The organism is Oricola sp. (genome assembly GCF_022763245.1).
Taxonomy (GTDB): domain Bacteria; phylum Pseudomonadota; class Alphaproteobacteria; order Rhizobiales; family Rhizobiaceae; genus Oricola.
In genome coordinates, this window is record NZ_JALEGV010000014.1 from 1 (window position 1) to 17,178 (window position 17,178).

Consider the following 17,178-nt stretch of genomic DNA (forward strand, 5'->3'; position numbering starts at 1 on the left):
CCCCAGCCCGTCATCCTCGGGCTTGACCCGAGGATCCATTCCGTGAGGCTGACGGGTGGGCTGCGGTGTCCGAATGGTATGGCACCTGTTCTGCGAGTCCGGTGAATTGGGACGTTCACGGAATGGGTCCTAGGGCGACGACGGCGCTCCGCTTGTCTTGGGTCAAGCCCTAGGATGACGGAGAAGGTTTCGGGATCGCGGCTCGTCTCAAGCATTGGCGACTGGCCGAGGCGTACCCCCCAGCCCGTCATCCTCGGGCTTGACCCGAGGATCCATTCCATGAGGCTGACGGGTGGGCTGCGGTATCGAAATGGAGAGTTGGCATCCGTACGCAGAGACAGGCGTGCGGCATTGGCACCGCGGCTCGTCTTCGAGTGCGGATTGCAGGATCGGGAGCGGTCGATGCCCCTCATGACGTGTCCGGCCTCAACGCCTGAAGCGCGAGGGCGTGGCATTCGCGCAGCACGCTGTCCACGGTGTGGGTGGAGAGCTTGCGGTGGCCCGGGGGCCAGCCGTGGCGGAGCGGAGGTCTGGCTCTCGTGCGCCCTTTGTTCGCGCCCTTAAGCTGCGCTTCGCTTGCTGGCGCGAAGGGGGACATCGCGCGACGTGCCTGAAGGCGGGCGAGCCGTCTTGCGTGGCCGTCGATGTCCTCAAGCGCGCGTTTCAGCGCCTTGAGACGGGCGCAGAGGTGGTCGGCGCTGACGTCCTCGTGGTCGTCGGCGAGATCGAAGCCGTCGCGCGGGAACGGGTGTTTTCCTTCCCAGCCCTTCGGATCGAAGCGTCTCGGCGGGTCGGTGAGCGCGAAGGACGGGGGCCGCGGCGGTGCAGGTTGCGGGACTTCGGGTGGTGGCTGCCACATGCGGGCGAGGCCGAGATTGAGGCCGGTGTGGGTGATGACGAGCCCGGCCGCCTGGAGCTGTTCGAGGGCCGTCGGCTCTTTCGCGGGGCGCGGTTTCAGGGGGCCGACGTCGATGCTCCGCGCGGCAATGACGATCAGCCGGCGGGCGGCGGATTCGGCGGGGCGCAGCACGCGCAGGATCACCCGCCAGGCGCGCCGCGTCACCAGATCCGCGCCGCCCTCGTCCAGCCCGGCGCGCACGAACAGCACCGCGACGATGCGCAACAATGCCTCGCGGTTGCGGTCTATGGCGGCTTGCCAGTCGAAGATGGGGCCTTGCGTGTCGGTCATCGGGCAAGGGTATGGGCGGTGGCTGGTTGGTGGATAAGTTGGGGGCGGATTTGCGCCGGACCTGTCTCTCCCCTTGCGGGAGAGAAAGCAAAAGCTTGGTCTTGGCGAAGCCAAGTCCTTAGCTTTTGCCAGAGAGGGGGCATTGCTCGGTGTTCGTTTGCCCCCTCTCTTGTGATTTCCAAGGACTTGGCAAGCCAAGCCCGGGAAATCACTTTCTCCCCCGCAAGGGGGGAGATAGGGCGCCCCCTCATCCGTCTGCGCCGGTTCACGGAACCGCCGCATCCACCCGCCCGGGGTCGAGCCACGGGTCTCGACCCGTCCTTCGAACCCCACGAGGGGGAGAAGGGAAGGCGCGTGTGTAGGCGCTGCTGGCCGCGACGCCTCCCGTCCGTCACTCTCGGCCTGCGGGGTGTGCCAGGGCTGTCAGAAATCGTGTCGCGTCTTCGAAGAGGCGGTCGCTGCGGGCGGTGTGGCGGCGTTCGGCGGGGAGGATGTATTTGCCGGTGGAGAACAGGAAGAAATAGGGGTTGGCTTCCCAGATGACCGGATTGCCCTCGGCGTCGACGGAATAGTCGATCGCCGCCGTCGAGACGCCCAGGGCTTCGCAGACGCGGCGCATCAGGGGTTCGTGGCCGTCGCCCTCGAAGAAGAAGCGATTGTCCGCCTCGATGCTGCGGCGCGCGGCCGGCATGAGAGGCAGGGCGTGGCGCAGCGCGGCGAATGTCCTGAACGGCGCGAGCGTCGAGGTCTTCAGGCTGACGATCGGTTGAGCGGAGAAGATCATGTGGCGGGGATGGACGATGTCTCCCAGCACGAGGGTGCGTTTCTTGTGGTAGAGGCGCCCTTCAAGGCTTCGCGGGTCGTGGCCCGCGCGCGTGTCGATGAATTGCGCGACGGAGACGGGGTAGGTGAGCCTGGGCGCCATGGCGGCGGCGCGCAACGCGTCGGCGGTGCGGCAGATGCGCATGCCCTTTTGCGAATGCATGCGGTCCGACTTGATCAGCACGGGACAGGCGATCTCGTCGAGGTGGGCGATCAGCGCCTCGCGCGTCTCGAAGACGGCGTGGCGCGGGGTTGCGATCCCGGCCTCGGCCAGCAGGCGGGCCTGCACGCTCTTGACGCTGTTGGAGAGAGCGTCGGGCGGATTGGCGACGGCGATGCCGCGCGCCGCCGCATCCGCCGCGATCGCCGCCGCCTCGCGATGGCATTGCGGATAGAGTTCCTTCAGCGGGTCGCCCAGCCAGAAGAAGACCGCGCCGACGCCGTCGAGCGACGGGGCGGGCGTGCCGGTCTCGTGCACGGCGATGCGGCGATGCAATTGCGGGTCGGCGCGGGCGACGTGATCGAGCGCCAGTTCCAGGAAGGGGCCGCGCCGGCCGCGCCCCGGACCGTGGCGGACGACCAGAAGCCGCGCCGGTTGCGCTGGCGCCATGTCAGGCCCGGATCCCGGTCGCGTAGGTCAGTTCCCAGCCGAGCGCGGCGAAGCCGTCCTCGCGCTTCAGGTCCAGGCATTCGACCAGCGCCTCCTCGATCTGCGCGCGCGACGCCCTGGTCAGGCGGAACAGGTCGCGGGCGAAATCGACGAGTTCGTCCCAGCTCGAGAACGGCCAGTCGAACACCTCGTGACGTTCCTCGACGCCGGTGAAGCCGGCCTCCGCCATCATGGCGCTGAACTCGCCCGCGGCGACGAACATGCCGTCATGGCCGATATCGGTGAACCGGTCGACCGGGCCGTTCAGCCAGACCGCCGGCTTCGTGCCCGTTCTGACGTCGGCCACGGCGAGCCGGCCGCCGGGCTTCAGCACGCGCGCGGCCTCGCGGAAGAAATCGGCCTTGTGCTGGACATGGTGGAGGCCGGCGAGGTTGCACACGCGATCGACCGAGGCGTCGGGCAGGGGGAAGGCGTCCATGCCGCAGACCACGGGCACGAAGGGCCGCGGGATCGTCGCGATGAAATGTTCGGCGGTGTCGGTGCAGATCACCGTGCCGCTTTCCACGATCGCGTCCGGAAACCCGTCGACGAGGTATCCGCCGCCCGCGCCGGTGTCGACGACGGTCATGCCGGGGGCGAGGTCGAGCCGGTCGATCAGCAGCCGGCGTTCCGTCTCGCGGGCCTGGGGCGAGCGCCTGTTGGCGGCGTTGAAGGGCGCGATGCGCGCCGGGCTGTAATGGGTGACGCGTTCGTAATAGCTGTCCGTGGTCTCGGCCATCTTGTCTCGCAGTGTCGGCATGCCCCGATCCGACCCTAGCGGAGCGGGGATGTTCTGAACAGCGATCGGCACAGGCCCCCGCCCTGCGGCGGAGAGGCGATGCGGAGGTGGCGTGTCAGCCGAAGAAATCCGCCACGCCCGTCGCGGCCATGCTCTCGGTCCACAGAAGCGCTTCGGCCTGCGGGTTGCGTTCCGGTGGCAGCAGCATGGCCGGGCCGCCCCTGCCGCGGCCTTCCGGCCCGTAGAACGCGCCGCTCTCGACGCCGGTTTCGCAACAGCAGCGCGCGATGCCCGACGCGCCGTCCTCGACCGACTGGGCCGCCTTGAGCGTCCGGGCGATGATGTAGCGGTCGAAAAGCCGCGTGCCGCCGGCCTGCGTGGTCTTTGCCTGCAGCCCGCTGTCGGTCGGGCCGGGATGGGCGCAGAGGCTTTTCACGCGGTTGCCGGGCCTGGCATTGGCGCGTTCGTGCAGCGCGTAGGTGAACAGCAGATTGGCGAGCTTGGACTGGCGGTAGCGGGCCCATTTCTGCAGGCCGGGGAAGCCGTCGCCGCCGAGATCGCCGCCGTTCCTTTGAAGATAGGCCGCGATCAGTTCCTGGCCCGGCTTGCCGCGCGCGCCGGAACTGTGGTTGACGACGCGGGCCTCGCCGCGCAGCGCGCCGGCCCTTTCCAGGAGCGGCCAGACCAGGTGGGTCAGGAGGAAATGCGACAGGTGATTGGCCTGCATCTGCACGTCGAAGCCGTCGCCGGTCGCCATGTCGGGCAGCCCCATCACGCCGGCATTGTTGCACAGGACGTCCACGCCCCGCTCGGCGAGGCTCTCGCGCAGCACGGCGCCGGCGGCGCGCACGCTGTCGAAACTGGCGAGGTCGCAGGGCACGAGCGAGGCGTTGGCGCCGGCGTCGTGAAGCAGTTTCAAGGCCCGGTCGGCACGTTCGGACGGGCGGTTGAGCATGACCACCCTGGCGCCCAGATCGCCGCAGGTCCGGGCCAGCACCAGGCCCGTGCCGGAGGTGCAGCCGGTGACGAGGACGGTCTTGCCGGTCATGGCGGAGAAGCCGCCGACGAGGTCGTGATAATGGCGCGTCGCCGGCGTCTGATGTGCGGGCATCGTCCGCTCCGATTGAATGTTTCCAGTGTATATATCAATCACCATGGACGTGCGTCGGAGTCAAGGTTATATTTACAGTGGAAACAAGGGCACGGTAAGGCGCTGAAATTGAACGACAAAAGATACCATCACGGGAACCTCAAGGAGGCGCTGGTCGAGGCGGGGCTGGAGATTCTCGGCGAAAGCGGTCTCGCCGGTCTGTCGCTTCGCACCTGCGCGGCCCGCGTCGGTGTCAGCCACACGGCGCCGAAGAACCATTTCGGCACCATGAGCGGCCTGCTGACGGCGATCGCCGCCCGCGGCTACGCGCAACTGGCCGACCGGATGCGACGCGACCTTGCGGACGATGCGACGCGCCGGCAGATCCGCAACGCGGCGTTCCGGGGCTACGTCGATTTCGCCCGCGCGCAGCCGGCCCTGTTCGAACTGATGTTCTCGGGCGGGCGCACGAACCGCGACGACCCGGCCCTGAAGGAGGGCGTCATGGCCTGTTTCGAAATCCTGCGCGCGGCGTCGCAGGACCTCGACTGGGACAAGGCCGACCTGCCGGACGCGGAGCTGCGCGCGCAGATCATGACGTGGAGCCTCGTGCACGGCTTCGCCCAGCTCGCGCTTGCGGGCAAGCTGGACAAGGAGGCGACGAAGACCCTCGGCATCCTCGACATCGTGCCCGATTTCGGATTTCGGGACTGAGGCCTCCCCTAGCCGCGCGCGCCCAGCCGCACCTCGTCGCCATGCAGGAAGCAGGTCCGGTCGAAGAGCGACAGGTCGAGCGGGTTGGGCAGCCGGACATCCTGCGGGCCGGGGCAGGGCCGCGTCGCCGGATCGAAGCTGCGGTCGATCTGCGACAGCAGCACCATGGTGACCCCGCTTGTCCGGCAGAACGCCTTCAGCGCGGCGACCTGCTGCATCAGGGGCGGCTTGTCGCGCCGCTGGTCGAGCAGTTGCAGATAGTCGATCACGGCGAGCGTGCCGCGCGGCGCATCGGCCAGCCGCTCGACGACATAGGCGGCGCTGATCTCGTCGGAACAGTCGAAGGCGAACAGGCCGGCATGGCGACCGGGGTCCTCGCCGATGGCGGCGAAGCGCCCGGCGACATCGGCCGGCGTGTATTCCAGCGTGAAGAAGAAGGCCGGCCGGCCTTGCCGCATCGCCTCGACGGCGAGCCGCAGGCTCATCAGCGTCTTGCCCTGGCCGGGCCGTGCGCCGAGCAGCAGGAGATCGCCCGGTTCCAGCGCGGCGTGCAGGTCGCGGGCGTCCAGCCTTGCGGCGGCTCTCGCCATCAGCAGGCTCCAGGCCTGGAAGCCCTCGCGCCGGGCGATGCGGTCGAGTGCGGCGTGAAGCGGGATGCTTTCGGTTCGCGAGAGCGCCTTCGCCTCGCGTTTCAGGGCGTAAAGGGGTGCAGACAGTTTCATGGCGAAACCTCCTGTTGCGAGCGTGTGCGCAACCCCTCCTTATGCCTGCTGCCCGACAGTCGGTTCGAAACGGTATCCGCCCTGCATGAAACGTGCTTCCCCGATGCGGAGGGAGGAGGCGCGGGCCGCGCCTTGGCCGATCATAGGGTGATTCGGGCCGGGGAAAGAAGCGGGTTTGCGGGCGGTGCGCCGGGTTCGGGGTGCGGCCGGCCCAGCGTGCCGCGATGCCGGCCAAGGGCGCGGTCGCGGATTTTCGCGCAAACTGTCTCACCGGCGAGACAGTCCCGGCGGTGGCGATCGCCGGCGGGGCCCGGTCTTTTTGACCCGGCGTCAAGCGGTGCTATTCTCCTTGGCCTGTAGGCTTGGGAGGAGGTCCCCTTGGCGCAATCGAATCATACGGATGTGGTCCTCGAGACCGTGCAGTCGTCTTCCGCTGCCGCCGTGTCGCGGCTGGCGGCGTCGTGGCGGCGCTCGCTGGTCAATCACGGGCTCGACCCCTCCAACCAGCGCGCGCCCGACCGCGTCGATGCGGCGGCGCTGACCCTTCGCCGCGGCTCGGTCGACCGGCTGATGACCATTGCCGCGCCGCGGCTCGACCAGCTCTTCGGACTGGTCGGCAATTCCGGCTGCTGCGTGCTGCTGACGGATGTGGACGGCGTCGTTCTCGACCAGCGCGCCGGCTCCGGCGATCTCGACACGTTCGAGGCGTGGGGACTGTGCGCCGGGGCGGTGTGGAGCGAGGCGGCCGAGGGCACGAACGGCATCGGCACGTGCCTGGCCGAACGCCGCCAGGTGGTGATCCATCGTTCCGAGCATTTCTTCGCCCGCAACACCGCGATGAGCTGCATGGACGCGCCGATCTACGGCGCCGACGGCGGGCTGATCGGGGCGATCGACGTGTCGTCGTGCCGGGCCGACCAGACGGAGGCCTTCTCGCGGCTGATCGCGGCGCAGGTGACCCAGACGGCGCGGCAGATCGAGCAGGACAATTTCCGCGCCGCCTTTCCCGACGCGCGCATCGTCGTCGCCTCGCAGGCCGAAGCCGGCGACGCGATGCTGCTGGCGGTCGACGAGGACGACATCGTGATCGGCGCGACCCATGCCGCGCGGCGGGCCTTCGGGCTCGGCAGCGACGCGGCGATCCGGCCGCAGCCCGCCTCCGACCTCCTCGGGCGCAGCGGCGGGGCCACCGGCTTCGAGCGCGCCGAACGCGCGGCCCTGAAGCGCGCGCTGGCGCGTGCCGGCGGCAATCACTCCAAGGCGGCCAAGGCGCTCGGCATCAGCCGCGCGACGCTCTATCGCCGTCTCAACCGCCTGGAATTGTCTCAGAGCTGAGACAGTCCGCGCCTTCTCCTGCCGCGCGGGGGCTGACCCGCCGACCGCTTTCGTCCCATCTGGCGAAACGCCGGAACGGTCCGGCAGCAGGAGGAGATGATCCATGAATGTGATGACCAGGCCCGAGGCGGGCCAATTCGTTTCGCCCTTCAAGCAGCGCTACGACAATTTCATCGGCGGCAAGTTCGTCGCCCCCGTCGCCGGCCGCTATTTCGACAACACCACGCCGATCAACGGCCGCATCATCTGCGAGATCGCGCGGTCGGACGCCGCCGACATCGACCTCGCGCTCGACGCCGCCCATGCGGCGAAGGACGCGTGGGGCCGCACCTCGCCGGCCGACCGCGCCGGGGCGCTCCTGAAGATCGCCGACGTGATGGAGGCCAATGCCGAGCTTCTCGCCACCTGCGAGACCTGGGACAACGGCAAGCCGATCCGCGAGACCATGGCCGCCGACATTCCGCTGGCGATCGACCATTTCCGCTATTTCGCCTCCGCCGTGCGCGTGCAGGAAGGCACGATGGGCGAGATCGACAACGACACCGTCGCCTACCACTTCCACGAGCCGCTGGGCGTCGTCGGCCAGATCATCCCGTGGAACTTCCCGGTCCTGATGGCCGCCTGGAAGCTGGCGCCGGCGATCGCCGCCGGCAATTGCGTGGTGATGAAGCCGGCCGAACAGACGCCCGCCACCATCATGGTGCTGGCCGAACTGATCGCCGACATCCTGCCGGCGGGCGTGCTCAACATCGTCAACGGCTTCGGCATCGAGGCCGGCAAGCCGCTGGCGTCGTCGCCGCGCATCGCCAAGATCGCGTTCACCGGCGAGACCTCGACCGGCCGGCTGATCATGCAATACGCCACCGAGAACATCATCCCGGTGACGCTGGAACTGGGCGGCAAGTCGCCGAACATCTTCTTCAAGGACGTGATGGCCGAGGACGACGCCTTCCTCGACAAGGCGATCGAGGGCTTCGTCATGTTCGCGCTCAACCAGGGCGAGGTCTGCACCTGCCCCTCGCGCGCGCTGATCCACGAGGACATCTACGACGCCTTCATGGAGCGCGCGGTCGCCCGGACCGCGGCCATCGTCCAGGGCGATCCGCGCGTCGCCGAGACCATGATCGGCGCGCAGGCGAGTTCGGAGCAGAAGGAGAAGATCCTCTCCTATTTCGACATCGGCCGCCAGGAAGGCGCCGAGGTGCTGATCGGCGGCGAGGCGGCCGATCTCGGCGGCGACCTGTCCGGCGGCTACTACATCCAGCCGACGATCTTCCGCGGCCACAACAAGATGCGCATCTTCCAGGAAGAGATCTTCGGCCCGGTGGTCTCGGTGGCGACCTTCAAGGACGAGAACGAGGCGCTGGAAATCGCCAACGACACGCTCTACGGCCTCGGCGCGGGCGTCTGGTCGCGCGACCAGAACACCTGCTACCGCTTCGGCCGGCACATCCAGGCCGGGCGCGTCTGGGTCAACAACTACCATGCCTATCCGGCCCATGCGGCCTTCGGCGGCTACAAGCAGTCGGGCATCGGGCGCGAGACGCACAAGATGATGCTCGATCACTACCAGCAGACCAAGAACATGCTGGTCAGCTACAATCCGAACAAGCTCGGCTTCTTCTGATCGCTTCCTCCCAAGAAGCGCGGGGTCCCGAAAGGGGCCCCGATTCCCACATCAAGGAGGACCATGCGATGCGTGAGACGCCCAGACGGGTCGAGGCGACGGAGGCGGCCCGCACGCTGATCGCGGAGATCCGCTCGGATCATCCGGACATCATCTTTCACCAGTCGGGCGGCTGCTGCGACGGCTCCTCGCCCATGTGCTATCCGGCCGGCGAATTCCGGGTCGGCGCGAGCGACGTGCGGCTCGGCGACATCGACGGCGTTCCGGTCTACATTTCCGGACCGCAATTCGCGGCCTGGAAACACACCCAACTGATCCTCGACGTCGTGCCGGGCCGGGGCGGCATGTTCTCGCTCGACAATGGCCGCGAGCGCCGGTTCCTGGCCCGCGCGAAGGTCTTCAGCGCCGAAGAGCTGGCGCAACTCGGCCCGGTCTGACCGCCTCGCCTACCGGATGCACAGGTTCCAGGCGTCCTGGCCCAGATTGTCCCGCGCCTCGGACGACTGGTTCGGCAAGGGTTCCGAGCAGTTCGGGCCGACATTGCCCCAGACGCCCAGATAGCGCCACGGTGCGCCGTCGAAGGACGCCCAGACATCGGCCCTGTTGTCGGATTTGACCTTGATGAAATAGGCCGGCGCGCCGTTGGAGCCGGCGATCTGGTAGATCTCCTTGTAGCCGGGCTCCTCCGGCATCTGCGTGATCTCGCAGCCATACGGGCCGGTGGGGACCGAATCGCATGTGGCGGTCACCGTCTGCGGCGGCCGGCCCGGTGGCGGCGGGGGCGGCGGCGCGGCCTGACCAGATGCGGTCTGCGCGTCGTCCTGCGGGAGATTGCCGCCATTGTCGGCGCATTCCTGCGCCTTGAGGATCGCGGCCGTCGAGCCGGAGAGCTCCCAGTAGCGCGGCGGCTCGCCATTGATCTCGACGCCGAGCTGGTTTCCGGCCTTGATGAGGTCGAGTTCCCGGGCGCTCAGTTCCCGCGTCGCCCAGCCATTCTCGAAGCCGAACTGCGAATCGATGTCCGCCTTGTCGATGCTCAGGACCGCGCCGCCATAGACATCGGTGCGGTCGGTGGGCACGACGAGCTGCCAGATGCCGTTGTGGCGTTCCACGATGAGGTGTCCGTTCCGGCTGGTCTTCACGGCACGGCAGCCGACGAAGCCGCCCTGGGCGTGAATGATCGCGTTGACCGTCCAGCCGCGGATGTCGGCGTAATATTCCGTCCACTCGTTCGGATGCACGGTCTGCGCCTGCGATGCCGAACTGACACCCGCCAGGAGACACGCCGCAAGAGCGGCCTTGCCGAAAAATCGTTTCATAGAAGCCCCCGTTTGCTTGCCGCGCCGCCAGGGGCGAGCAGCATCGCGAGGGATCAAACAGAGGTTGCAGGACCGCGTCAAGAAGACGCGGGCCGGATGACGTCAGGGCATGACGAGGCCGGCGAGGTCCAGCGTCCCGCGCGGGATCCAGCCGAGCGATTTCAGCCGGGTGCAGTCCATGGCGTTGTAGGCGGATGCGTCGGCGCGCGCCGGCAGCGGCGTCGCGCAGCCGGTCCGGCGCGCGTAGCGGTCCAGCAAATCCTGCCGGTCGAGCAGCAGGTCGGAGACGTTGAAGAGCCCCTGCGGGGAGGCCGCACGGATCGCTTGGGGATCGGCCTGGAGCATCAGGCGGACGGCAGCGGCCATGTCCTCGCCATGCACCTCGGTGCCGACGCGCGGCGCGGTTTGTTTGCCGGCTTCATGATCGGCGAAGAGATCGGCCCATTTGTGGGCGCCACCCCGACCCGCCGGGCCGTAGATGCCGGTGACCCGCAGCGAAACGGGCAGGAAGGCGTCGTCCGCCATGGCGGCGATGCCGTGTTCGACCGCAAGCTTGACCTCGCCATAGAGCGTGTCTGGATGCGGTGCGAGATCCTCCGTCAGCATCGCGCCCGGTTGTTGTTTTCCGTAGACGGCGCGGCTCGACAGGAAGACGGCGCGACGGACGCCCGCCCGTTTCGCCGCGGCGAACAGCGCCAGCGAGCCCTCGATATTGAGCCGGCGAAAGGTTTCCGGATCGTCGCCCTCGCCGCCGCGATAGCGCCCGGCGACGTGATGGAAGGCGGCGTGAACGAAGCCGTCGACGGCGTCGAACAGCGCCGGCGCTGCAGCGGCCGGCTCGAGGCTGCCGGGCACGAAATCCACCGGCCCGGAAAAGGCGCCGGGTTCGGGGCGGCTGCGGCCCATGACGGCGACGTGATGGCCCGACGACAGGAGGTCTTCGACGATGAAACGCCCGGCATAGCCGGTGGCGCCGGTCACCAGGACGCGCATCAGGCGGGTGCCGCCGGGTTGGGCAGGGCGTCGATGTCGGGAATGGCCTCGCCCGTGCGATAGGCCTGCCAGAGGTCGATCAGGGGCTGCAGCCGGTCGCGTTTCGGATGGTCGGCCTGCCAGGGCTTCTCGTACTGGTAGTGGATCACGCGCACGGACGTCCATTCCCACAGATCGGGCATGTTGAACCAGACATATTGCAGCATGTTGTCGAAGACGGGCAGGCCGTGCCAGTCGGGGAAGAACTCCTGCAGGAAGGTCTGGTCGGTGCGGCGCCAGAACCGCGCGTCCGGCCCGTCGAGGCGCCGCATCATCGCCGCGAAGGTCTGTTTCGACGGCTTGGCGGCGAAGACGCCGGAGTTCAGGCGATGGAAATCGGCGAGGCTCTCATAGACGTTGGGCGCGGCGGAGAATTCGGGATAGCCGAAGAGCCGGTCGATGTTGCGAATGACGATCGTGTCGGCGTCGAGGAAGACGATGTTGTCGTATTCCTCCAGCTCCCAGAGCCGCAGCTTGGCGAAATTGTCGAGCGGGGTGTGGAAGGCCGGCTTGTTGCCCTTGGTGAAAGGCGCGTCGGCATGCAGGCGGTCGCGCTGGTGGCGGGCGTTGAATTCGGCCGAGGTGTCGAGCAGGCCCGCCTCGACGCAGCGCGCGCCGAGCGCCTTCAGCGGCTCCAGATCGGCGGCCTCGACGGCGCCGGTATGCATGACGACGATGTCGGCCGACGTGCCGGTGAGGACGAGCGACCGGATCAGCGCGATCGCCGCGTCGGCATAGTCGTGATTGGTGACGAGGGTGACATAGGCGTTGGCGGGCATCGTGTTTCCTGCTGGACTGCGGCGGCGCGGGTGACGATAGATGGGCGGCACGATCTTACGGGAGACGTTTCATTGCATGTGATCGACAAGATCAAGACCGTTCACGACGGCTGGGGCCGGTTTCATCTCGCGACGCTGCGTTATCCGGACGGCAGCGAGCACCCGCGGCAGATCGAGGACCATGGCGAGGCGACCTGCGTGCTGCCCTACGATCCGGACCGGCGCGTCGTGACGCTGGTGCGCCAGCCGCGCCCCGGACCGCTCTTCGTCGGCGCCCCGGCGCTGCTGATCGAAGCGCCGGCCGGCGTGACCGACGGGGAGGACCCGGCGCATGCGGCGCGGCGCGAGGCGATGGAGGAGACCGGGTTGCGGCTCGGGGACCTGCAGTCGCTCGGTGCCTTGTGGTCGATGCCCGGTTGCGCGACCGAACGCATGCATTGCTACCTCGCCGCCTATGGCGCGGCGGACCGCGTCGGCGACGGCGGCGGCGTCGCGCATGAGGGCGAGGACATCGAGGTGATGGAATTGCCGATCGCCGAGGCGGCCGGGATGGTCGCTTCGGGCGAGATCTGCGACATGAAAACGGTGTTCCTCATGCAGGCGCTGCAACTGCGCTGCCCGCATCTGTTCTGACGGATTTCATGATGCCCCTTCCTCGCGGCTAACGGCCTGCCGCACGGTCTCCGGCAGAAATTTCGCGCCCGGACGGAACTTTCGCGCTCGCCAATCGGTTGTGCCAGCGAGTTCCATTCGAGAGGGCGAGGCCGAGACGATGAGCAGCAACAAGAAAGTTCCCGCGACCACCAACGATGCCGGCATCCGTGTGCAGAGCGAAGAGCATTCGCTGACCGTCGGCCGCGACGGGCCGATCGTTCTCCACGACCACTATCTCCTGGAGCAGATGGCCAATTTCAACCGGGAGCGCATTCCCGAGCGCCAGCCGCACGCCAAGGGCGGCGGCGCGTTCGGTCATTTCGAAGTGACCGCGGACGTCTCGAAATACACCAAGGCCAAGGTTTTCCAGCCGGGTGCGAAGAGCGATGTCCTGATCCGCTTTTCCACCGTCGCCGGCGAACGCGGCAGCCCCGACACCTGGCGCGACCCGCGCGGCTTCTCGGTGAAGATGTACACCGAGGAGGGCAATTTCGACATGGTCGGCAACAACACGCCGATCTTCTTCATCCGCGACCCGATCAAGTTCCAGCAGTTCATCCGTTCGCAGAAGCGCCGCGCCGACAACGACATGCGCGACCATGACATGCAGTGGGATTTCTGGACGCTGTCGCCCGAAAGCGCGCATCAGGTCACCTATCTGATGGGCGACCGCGGCATCCCGAAGAGCTGGCGCGAGATGAACGGCTATTCGAGCCACACCTACTCGCTGGTGAATGAGGCCGGCGAGATGTTCTGGGTGAAGTTCCATTTCCACACCGACCAGGGCGACGGCAACGCCTATCTGAGCCAGGAGGAGGCGGACAAGCTCGCCGGCACCGACGGCGACTATCACCGCCGCGACCTGTTCAACGCCATTCGTGACGGCAACCATCCGAGCTGGACGCTGAAATGGCAGATCATGCCCTATGAGGAGGCGAAGACCTATCGCATCAACCCGTTCGACCTGACCAAGGTCTGGCCGCATGACGATTATCCGCTGATCGAGGTCGGCCGGATGGTGCTCGACCGCAACCCGACCGATTTCCATACCGAGATCGAGCAGGCGGCCTTCGAACCGAACAACATGGTGCCGGGGATCGGCCTGTCGCCGGACAAGATGCTGCTGGCGCGCGGCTTCTCCTATGCCGACGCGCACCGTGCCCGGCTCGGCGTCAATTACAAGCAGATCCCGGTCAACAAGCCCAAGAGCCCGGTCCATAGCTATTCGAAGGACGGCGCGATGCGGGTCGAGAACGTCTCCGACCCGGTCTATGCGCCCAATTCCTATGGCGGGCCTTCGGCGCAGCCGGTCGAGGGCGAGGCGGGCCTCTGGCACGCCGACGGCGACATGGTGCGTCAGGCCTACAGGCTGCGCGAGGACGATGACGACTGGAGCCAGGCGCGCGCCCTGATCCGCGAGGTGATGGACGAAGCGGCGCGCAAGCGTCTCGTTTCCAACGTCGTCGGCCACCTCTGCGACGGCGTCAGCGAAAAGGTGCTGCAGCGGGCCTTCGAATACTGGCGCAACATCGACGAGGAAACCGGCGACCGGATCGAGAAGGGCGTTCGCGACAAGCTGGGCGGCAAATCGGACGCGCCCGGCCTGGCTTCGGCCGAGAGCATCGGCGGCCAGGACGCCGCCGAATAGGACGCGTCGCGCGCCGGCCGGCTCAGCGTCCGGCCGGAGCGGCGGCGATGACGCGCAGTTCAACGATCACGCCCTCGGTGGTGAAGCCGGAGACCTCGATCGCCGTCCAGGCCGGACAGGGTTCGGAGACGAACTCCTCGCGGATCGCGCGGAAGAGGGCGAGATGGTCCCGCAGGCCGACATGGTAGCTGGTCATTTCGAGGATGTCGGAAAATCCGGCGCCGGCCTCGGCGAGCACCAGCCCGACCTTGCGAAAGGCCTCGCGAATCTGCGTCTCCGGGTCGGCGGGAACCGTTCCGTCGGCGGATGTCGCGGTCATGCCGGTCAGATACAGAACGCCATTGTGCTCCACGCCCGGCGACATCCGCCAGTCGTCGCGATAGCGGGCGAGTTCGGCGGGGATCACCGCGCGCGCCATGGCCTGTCCTTTCGCGACAATGGCGGGCCCGGTCGGCCCGCCGTCATGCGGGTTTCGATCAGGAGACCGATTTCAGCCGCTTGCCTTCCGGATCCTTCTCAACCGTCTTGGCGATGTCCTTGGTCCAGGCCGAGACGGCCGGAACGCGGCTGCGATCGACGCGGTAGGCGAATTTCTTCGCCACCTCGACGACCTCGTCGAGAAGGCCTTCTTCCAGCGTGATCGGGTTGAGGCCGAGGCCGAGGAACTTGTCGTTCCTGACGATCAGGTCGTTCTCGGCGGCTTCCTTGCGCGGGTTCGGAAGATAGGCGATCTCGGCGCCGGTCATCCTGGCGATCATCTCGGCCAGATCGCGCACCCGGTGGGTTTCGGTCATCTGGTTGAAGATCTCGACCTTGTCGCCGGCCGCCGGCGGATTGTTCAGCGCGATCTCGATGCAGCGCACCGAATCCTGGATGTGGATGAAGGCGCGGGTCTGGCCGCCGGTGCCGTGCACGGTCAGCGGATAGTCGATGGCCGCCTGGATCAGGAAGCGGTTGAGCACCGTGCCGTAGTCGCCGTCATAGTCGAAGCGGTTGATCAGCTGCGGGTGGCGGCGGGTCTGCTCGGTGTGCGTGCCCCAGACGATGCCCTGGTGCAGGTCGGTGATGCGCAGCGCGTCGTTCTTGGCGTAGAAGGCGAACAGGAGCTGATCCAGGCACTTGGTCATGTGGTAAATCGAGCCCGGATTGGACGGGTAGAGGATCTCCTGGGACACCGTGTCGCCGTCGAGATTCTCGATGCCGACCGGCAGATAGCCTTCCGGGATGGCGGCGCCGATGGTCGAGTAGCCGTAGACGCCCATCGTGCCGAGATGCACGAGATGCGCGTCGATGCCGGTCTCGACGAGCGCGTTCAGCACGTTGTGCGTGGCGTTGACGTTGTTGTTGACCGTGTAGTTCTTGTGGCGGTCGGACTTCATCGAATAGGGCGCGGCGCGCTGTTCGGCGAAATGGACGATGGCGTCCGGCTTTTCGGCCACGAGCCACTGCTTGAAGACTTCGTAGTCGCCGGCGAGGTCGATCAGGTGGAAACGGATGCGGCGGCCCGTCTCCTCGTGCCAGATGCGGGTGCGTTCCTGGATGGAGTCCATCGGGGTGAGGGACTGGACGCCGAGTTCGGTGTCGATCCACCGGCGCGACAGGTTGTCGATGATGTGGATCTCATGGCCCTGGTCGCTCAGATGAAGCGCTGTGGGCCAGCCAACGAAGCCGTCGCCGCCGAGAACTGCAATTTTCATGATCGGTGTCCTGATTCCTGTCCGTTTGGCAGCCTGATAAAACCGTTTTGTGACAGAAATGAAAAGCTCCTGTCATATTTCTTTTCCCGACGCGGGCTGCGATTGCGTCGCACGGTGGGTACGGTACGGCGGGTGTCACCCTAACGTGACTTCCTGTTGAATGAAGCCGGGCCTAGTCTCGGGAAGACAAACCGGATGCTCCAGATGCGATTGACCCGTTTCCTTTCCGTCGTGGCCGTGATGGCCGGCTTGTACCTTCCAGGCGCCGCCGGAGCCAGTGCCGAGGACGCGTCTTCGACAAAGTTGCTGGGCGTGGTCGAACTCTTCACCAGCCAGGGCTGCAATTCCTGTCCGCCGGCCGACGCCGCGCTCCAGAAGCTCGTCGAGCGCGGCGACGTGATCGCGCTCGGCTACCATGTCGATTACTGGGACTATCTCGGCTGGAAGGACACGCTCGGCGCCAAGGCCAACAGCGAGCGGCAATATGCCTATGCGCGGGGCCTGAAGCGGCGGGGCGTCTACACGCCGCAGGCCGTCGTCAACGGCCGGGCGCACACCAATGGCGGCCATTACCGCGAAATCTCGTCAATGCTGGAAGGCGACGCCGCGAGCGGCCAGGGTCTCGTCGTCGACCTGGAACTGACCGATCTCGGCGACCGGATGCGGGTCAGCGCCGCCGGCGCTCCGGACATCGACGCCGACAAGGTGCACGTGGTGCTCGTCTATTTCAAACACCGTTCCGACGTCGAGATCGAGCGTGGCGAGAATGCCGGCAAGACCATCGCCTATGTGAACGCCGTGGTGGATTACGAGACCATCGGGATGTGGGAAGGCGAGCCGCTGACGGTGGACATCCCGCATTCCCAGCTCGACGCCAAGCATGCCGATGGCTGCGCCGTCCTGCTCCAGAGAACGACCGATGGCGGCCATCCGGGAGCGATCATCGGCGCAGCCATGCTTCCCCGCCAAACGTCCTAGGCCGGCGAGCGGCAAGGAGAGGACCGGTGCGGCGAGGCATCGGGGGGCTGGGGGGCTCGAGGTTTCCAACACCGCGTCCGGACCGGTCCGTGAACGACAACGCCAGTGCCGTGTACCGGCGGCCGCTCTCACCTTGCGCGATGTGTTTCACACTGGCTTGTCGAAACACAATCGGCAACGGCGG

General features: G+C 67.2%; 17 protein-coding genes. 7 read left to right on the forward strand and 10 right to left on the reverse strand.

Annotated features, from left to right (window positions below; genetic code table 11):
- Window positions 1-409: 409 nt before the first annotated feature.
- From MRY80_RS07750 to MRY80_RS07765, 4 genes are all read right to left on the reverse strand, one after another.
- Entirely contained in the window at window positions 410-1,189 is a 780-nt protein-coding gene (locus MRY80_RS07750; RefSeq protein WP_293289719.1) for a hypothetical protein, read from the reverse strand.
- A 391-nt stretch (window positions 1,190-1,580) separates the two neighbouring features.
- Window positions 1,581-2,621 carry a hypothetical protein gene (locus MRY80_RS07755; RefSeq protein WP_293289721.1) on the reverse strand — a complete coding sequence of 347 codons (1,041 nt, stop codon included), beginning with the start codon at window positions 2,619-2,621 and terminating at the stop codon, window positions 1,581-1,583.
- A gap of 1 nt (window position 2,622) precedes the next feature.
- Complete coding sequence (locus tag MRY80_RS07760; RefSeq protein ID WP_293289723.1) at window positions 2,623-3,420, reverse strand: class I SAM-dependent methyltransferase; 798 nt, start codon at window positions 3,418-3,420, stop codon at window positions 2,623-2,625.
- 94 nt (window positions 3,421-3,514) lie between these two features.
- Complete coding sequence (locus MRY80_RS07765; protein ID WP_293289725.1) at window positions 3,515-4,510, reverse strand: SDR family NAD(P)-dependent oxidoreductase; 996 nt, start codon at window positions 4,508-4,510, stop codon at window positions 3,515-3,517.
- Window positions 4,511-4,618: 108 nt separating this feature from the next.
- Between MRY80_RS07765 and MRY80_RS07770 the strand changes: the two genes are divergently transcribed.
- Complete coding sequence (locus tag MRY80_RS07770) at window positions 4,619-5,203, forward strand: WHG domain-containing protein (RefSeq protein ID WP_293289727.1); 585 nt, start codon at window positions 4,619-4,621, stop codon at window positions 5,201-5,203.
- Between the two features lie 8 nt (window positions 5,204-5,211).
- On the opposite strand, the gene MRY80_RS07775 is transcribed toward MRY80_RS07770, so the two are convergent.
- Window positions 5,212-5,925: a DNA helicase gene (locus MRY80_RS07775; protein ID WP_293289729.1), complete on the reverse strand. Its 714-nt coding sequence runs from the start codon at window positions 5,923-5,925 to the stop codon at window positions 5,212-5,214.
- Window positions 5,926-6,303: 378 nt separating this feature from the next.
- Between MRY80_RS07775 and MRY80_RS07780 the strand changes: the two genes are divergently transcribed.
- The 3 genes from MRY80_RS07780 (at window position 6,304) to MRY80_RS07790 (ending at window position 9,324) form a co-directional block, all read left to right on the forward strand.
- Complete coding sequence (locus MRY80_RS07780) at window positions 6,304-7,260, forward strand: GAF domain-containing protein (RefSeq protein ID WP_293289731.1); 957 nt, start codon at window positions 6,304-6,306, stop codon at window positions 7,258-7,260.
- A gap of 112 nt (window positions 7,261-7,372) precedes the next feature.
- Window positions 7,373-8,887: an aldehyde dehydrogenase gene (adh, locus tag MRY80_RS07785; RefSeq protein ID WP_293290462.1), complete on the forward strand. Its 1,515-nt coding sequence runs from the start codon at window positions 7,373-7,375 to the stop codon at window positions 8,885-8,887.
- A 68-nt stretch (window positions 8,888-8,955) separates the two neighbouring features.
- Window positions 8,956-9,324, forward strand: coding sequence for a DUF779 domain-containing protein (locus MRY80_RS07790; RefSeq protein WP_293289733.1), 369 nt, complete (start codon window positions 8,956-8,958; stop codon window positions 9,322-9,324).
- A 9-nt stretch (window positions 9,325-9,333) separates the two neighbouring features.
- Here MRY80_RS07790 and MRY80_RS07795 read toward each other — a convergent pair whose 3' ends face one another.
- The 3 genes from MRY80_RS07795 to MRY80_RS07805 form a co-directional block, all read right to left on the reverse strand.
- Window positions 9,334-10,206, reverse strand: a complete 873-nt coding sequence (locus MRY80_RS07795; RefSeq protein WP_293289735.1) for a hypothetical protein — start codon at window positions 10,204-10,206, stop codon at window positions 9,334-9,336.
- A gap of 102 nt (window positions 10,207-10,308) precedes the next feature.
- Entirely contained in the window at window positions 10,309-11,199 is an 891-nt protein-coding gene (locus MRY80_RS07800) for an NAD(P)-dependent oxidoreductase (RefSeq protein ID WP_293289736.1), read from the reverse strand.
- Window positions 11,199-12,017 (reverse strand): glycosyltransferase, encoded by an 819-nt coding sequence (locus tag MRY80_RS07805; RefSeq protein WP_293289738.1) that lies wholly within the window; start codon window positions 12,015-12,017, stop codon window positions 11,199-11,201. The genes MRY80_RS07800 and MRY80_RS07805 overlap by 1 nt, the downstream gene beginning before the upstream one ends.
- Window positions 12,018-12,095: 78 nt before the next feature.
- On the opposite strand from MRY80_RS07805, the gene MRY80_RS07810 reads away from it, so the two are divergent.
- Together MRY80_RS07810 and MRY80_RS07815 are read left to right on the forward strand one after the other, a co-directional pair.
- Window positions 12,096-12,650 (forward strand): NUDIX hydrolase, encoded by a 555-nt coding sequence (locus tag MRY80_RS07810; protein ID WP_293289740.1) that lies wholly within the window; start codon window positions 12,096-12,098, stop codon window positions 12,648-12,650.
- A gap of 139 nt (window positions 12,651-12,789) precedes the next feature.
- Complete coding sequence (locus MRY80_RS07815) at window positions 12,790-14,319, forward strand: catalase (protein WP_293289742.1); 1,530 nt, start codon at window positions 12,790-12,792, stop codon at window positions 14,317-14,319.
- A gap of 22 nt (window positions 14,320-14,341) precedes the next feature.
- On the opposite strand, the gene MRY80_RS07820 is transcribed toward MRY80_RS07815, so the two are convergent.
- Together MRY80_RS07820 and MRY80_RS07825 are read right to left on the reverse strand one after the other, a co-directional pair.
- Window positions 14,342-14,737 carry a RidA family protein gene (locus tag MRY80_RS07820; protein WP_293289744.1) on the reverse strand — a complete coding sequence of 132 codons (396 nt, stop codon included), beginning with the start codon at window positions 14,735-14,737 and terminating at the stop codon, window positions 14,342-14,344.
- Window positions 14,738-14,795: 58 nt separating this feature from the next.
- Window positions 14,796-16,016 (reverse strand): NAD-dependent epimerase/dehydratase family protein, encoded by a 1,221-nt coding sequence (locus MRY80_RS07825; RefSeq protein ID WP_293289746.1) that lies wholly within the window; start codon window positions 16,014-16,016, stop codon window positions 14,796-14,798.
- Between the two features lie 204 nt (window positions 16,017-16,220).
- Here MRY80_RS07825 and MRY80_RS07830 point away from each other — a divergent pair, with 204 nt between their 5' ends.
- On the forward strand, window positions 16,221-16,994 hold the full coding sequence (locus MRY80_RS07830) for a DUF1223 domain-containing protein (protein ID WP_293289748.1): 774 nt from the start codon (window positions 16,221-16,223) through the stop codon (window positions 16,992-16,994).
- Window positions 16,995-17,178 lie beyond the last annotated feature (184 nt).

Coding starts and splice junctions, on each gene's coding strand:
- MRY80_RS07815 (WP_293289742.1), top strand. CDS start 12,790: ATGAGCAGCAACAAGAAAGTTCCCGCGACCACCAACGATGCCGGCATC.
- MRY80_RS07765 (WP_293289725.1), bottom strand. CDS start 4,510: ATGCCCGCACATCAGACGCCGGCGACGCGCCATTATCACGACCTCGTC.
- MRY80_RS07755 (WP_293289721.1), bottom strand. CDS start 2,621: ATGGCGCCAGCGCAACCGGCGCGGCTTCTGGTCGTCCGCCACGGTCCG.
- MRY80_RS07820 (WP_293289744.1), bottom strand. CDS start 14,737: ATGGCGCGCGCGGTGATCCCCGCCGAACTCGCCCGCTATCGCGACGAC.
- MRY80_RS07830 (WP_293289748.1), top strand. CDS start 16,221: ATGCGATTGACCCGTTTCCTTTCCGTCGTGGCCGTGATGGCCGGCTTG.
- MRY80_RS07760 (WP_293289723.1), bottom strand. CDS start 3,420: ATGCCGACACTGCGAGACAAGATGGCCGAGACCACGGACAGCTATTAC.
- MRY80_RS07790 (WP_293289733.1), top strand. CDS start 8,956: ATGCGTGAGACGCCCAGACGGGTCGAGGCGACGGAGGCGGCCCGCACG.
- MRY80_RS07800 (WP_293289736.1), bottom strand. CDS start 11,199: ATGCGCGTCCTGGTGACCGGCGCCACCGGCTATGCCGGGCGTTTCATC.
- MRY80_RS07805 (WP_293289738.1), bottom strand. CDS start 12,017: ATGCCCGCCAACGCCTATGTCACCCTCGTCACCAATCACGACTATGCC.
- MRY80_RS07775 (WP_293289729.1), bottom strand. CDS start 5,925: ATGAAACTGTCTGCACCCCTTTACGCCCTGAAACGCGAGGCGAAGGCG.
- adh (WP_293290462.1), top strand. CDS start 7,373: ATGACCAGGCCCGAGGCGGGCCAATTCGTTTCGCCCTTCAAGCAGCGC.
- MRY80_RS07795 (WP_293289735.1), bottom strand. CDS start 10,206: ATGAAACGATTTTTCGGCAAGGCCGCTCTTGCGGCGTGTCTCCTGGCG.
- MRY80_RS07825 (WP_293289746.1), bottom strand. CDS start 16,016: ATGAAAATTGCAGTTCTCGGCGGCGACGGCTTCGTTGGCTGGCCCACA.
- MRY80_RS07750 (WP_293289719.1), bottom strand. CDS start 1,189: ATGACCGACACGCAAGGCCCCATCTTCGACTGGCAAGCCGCCATAGAC.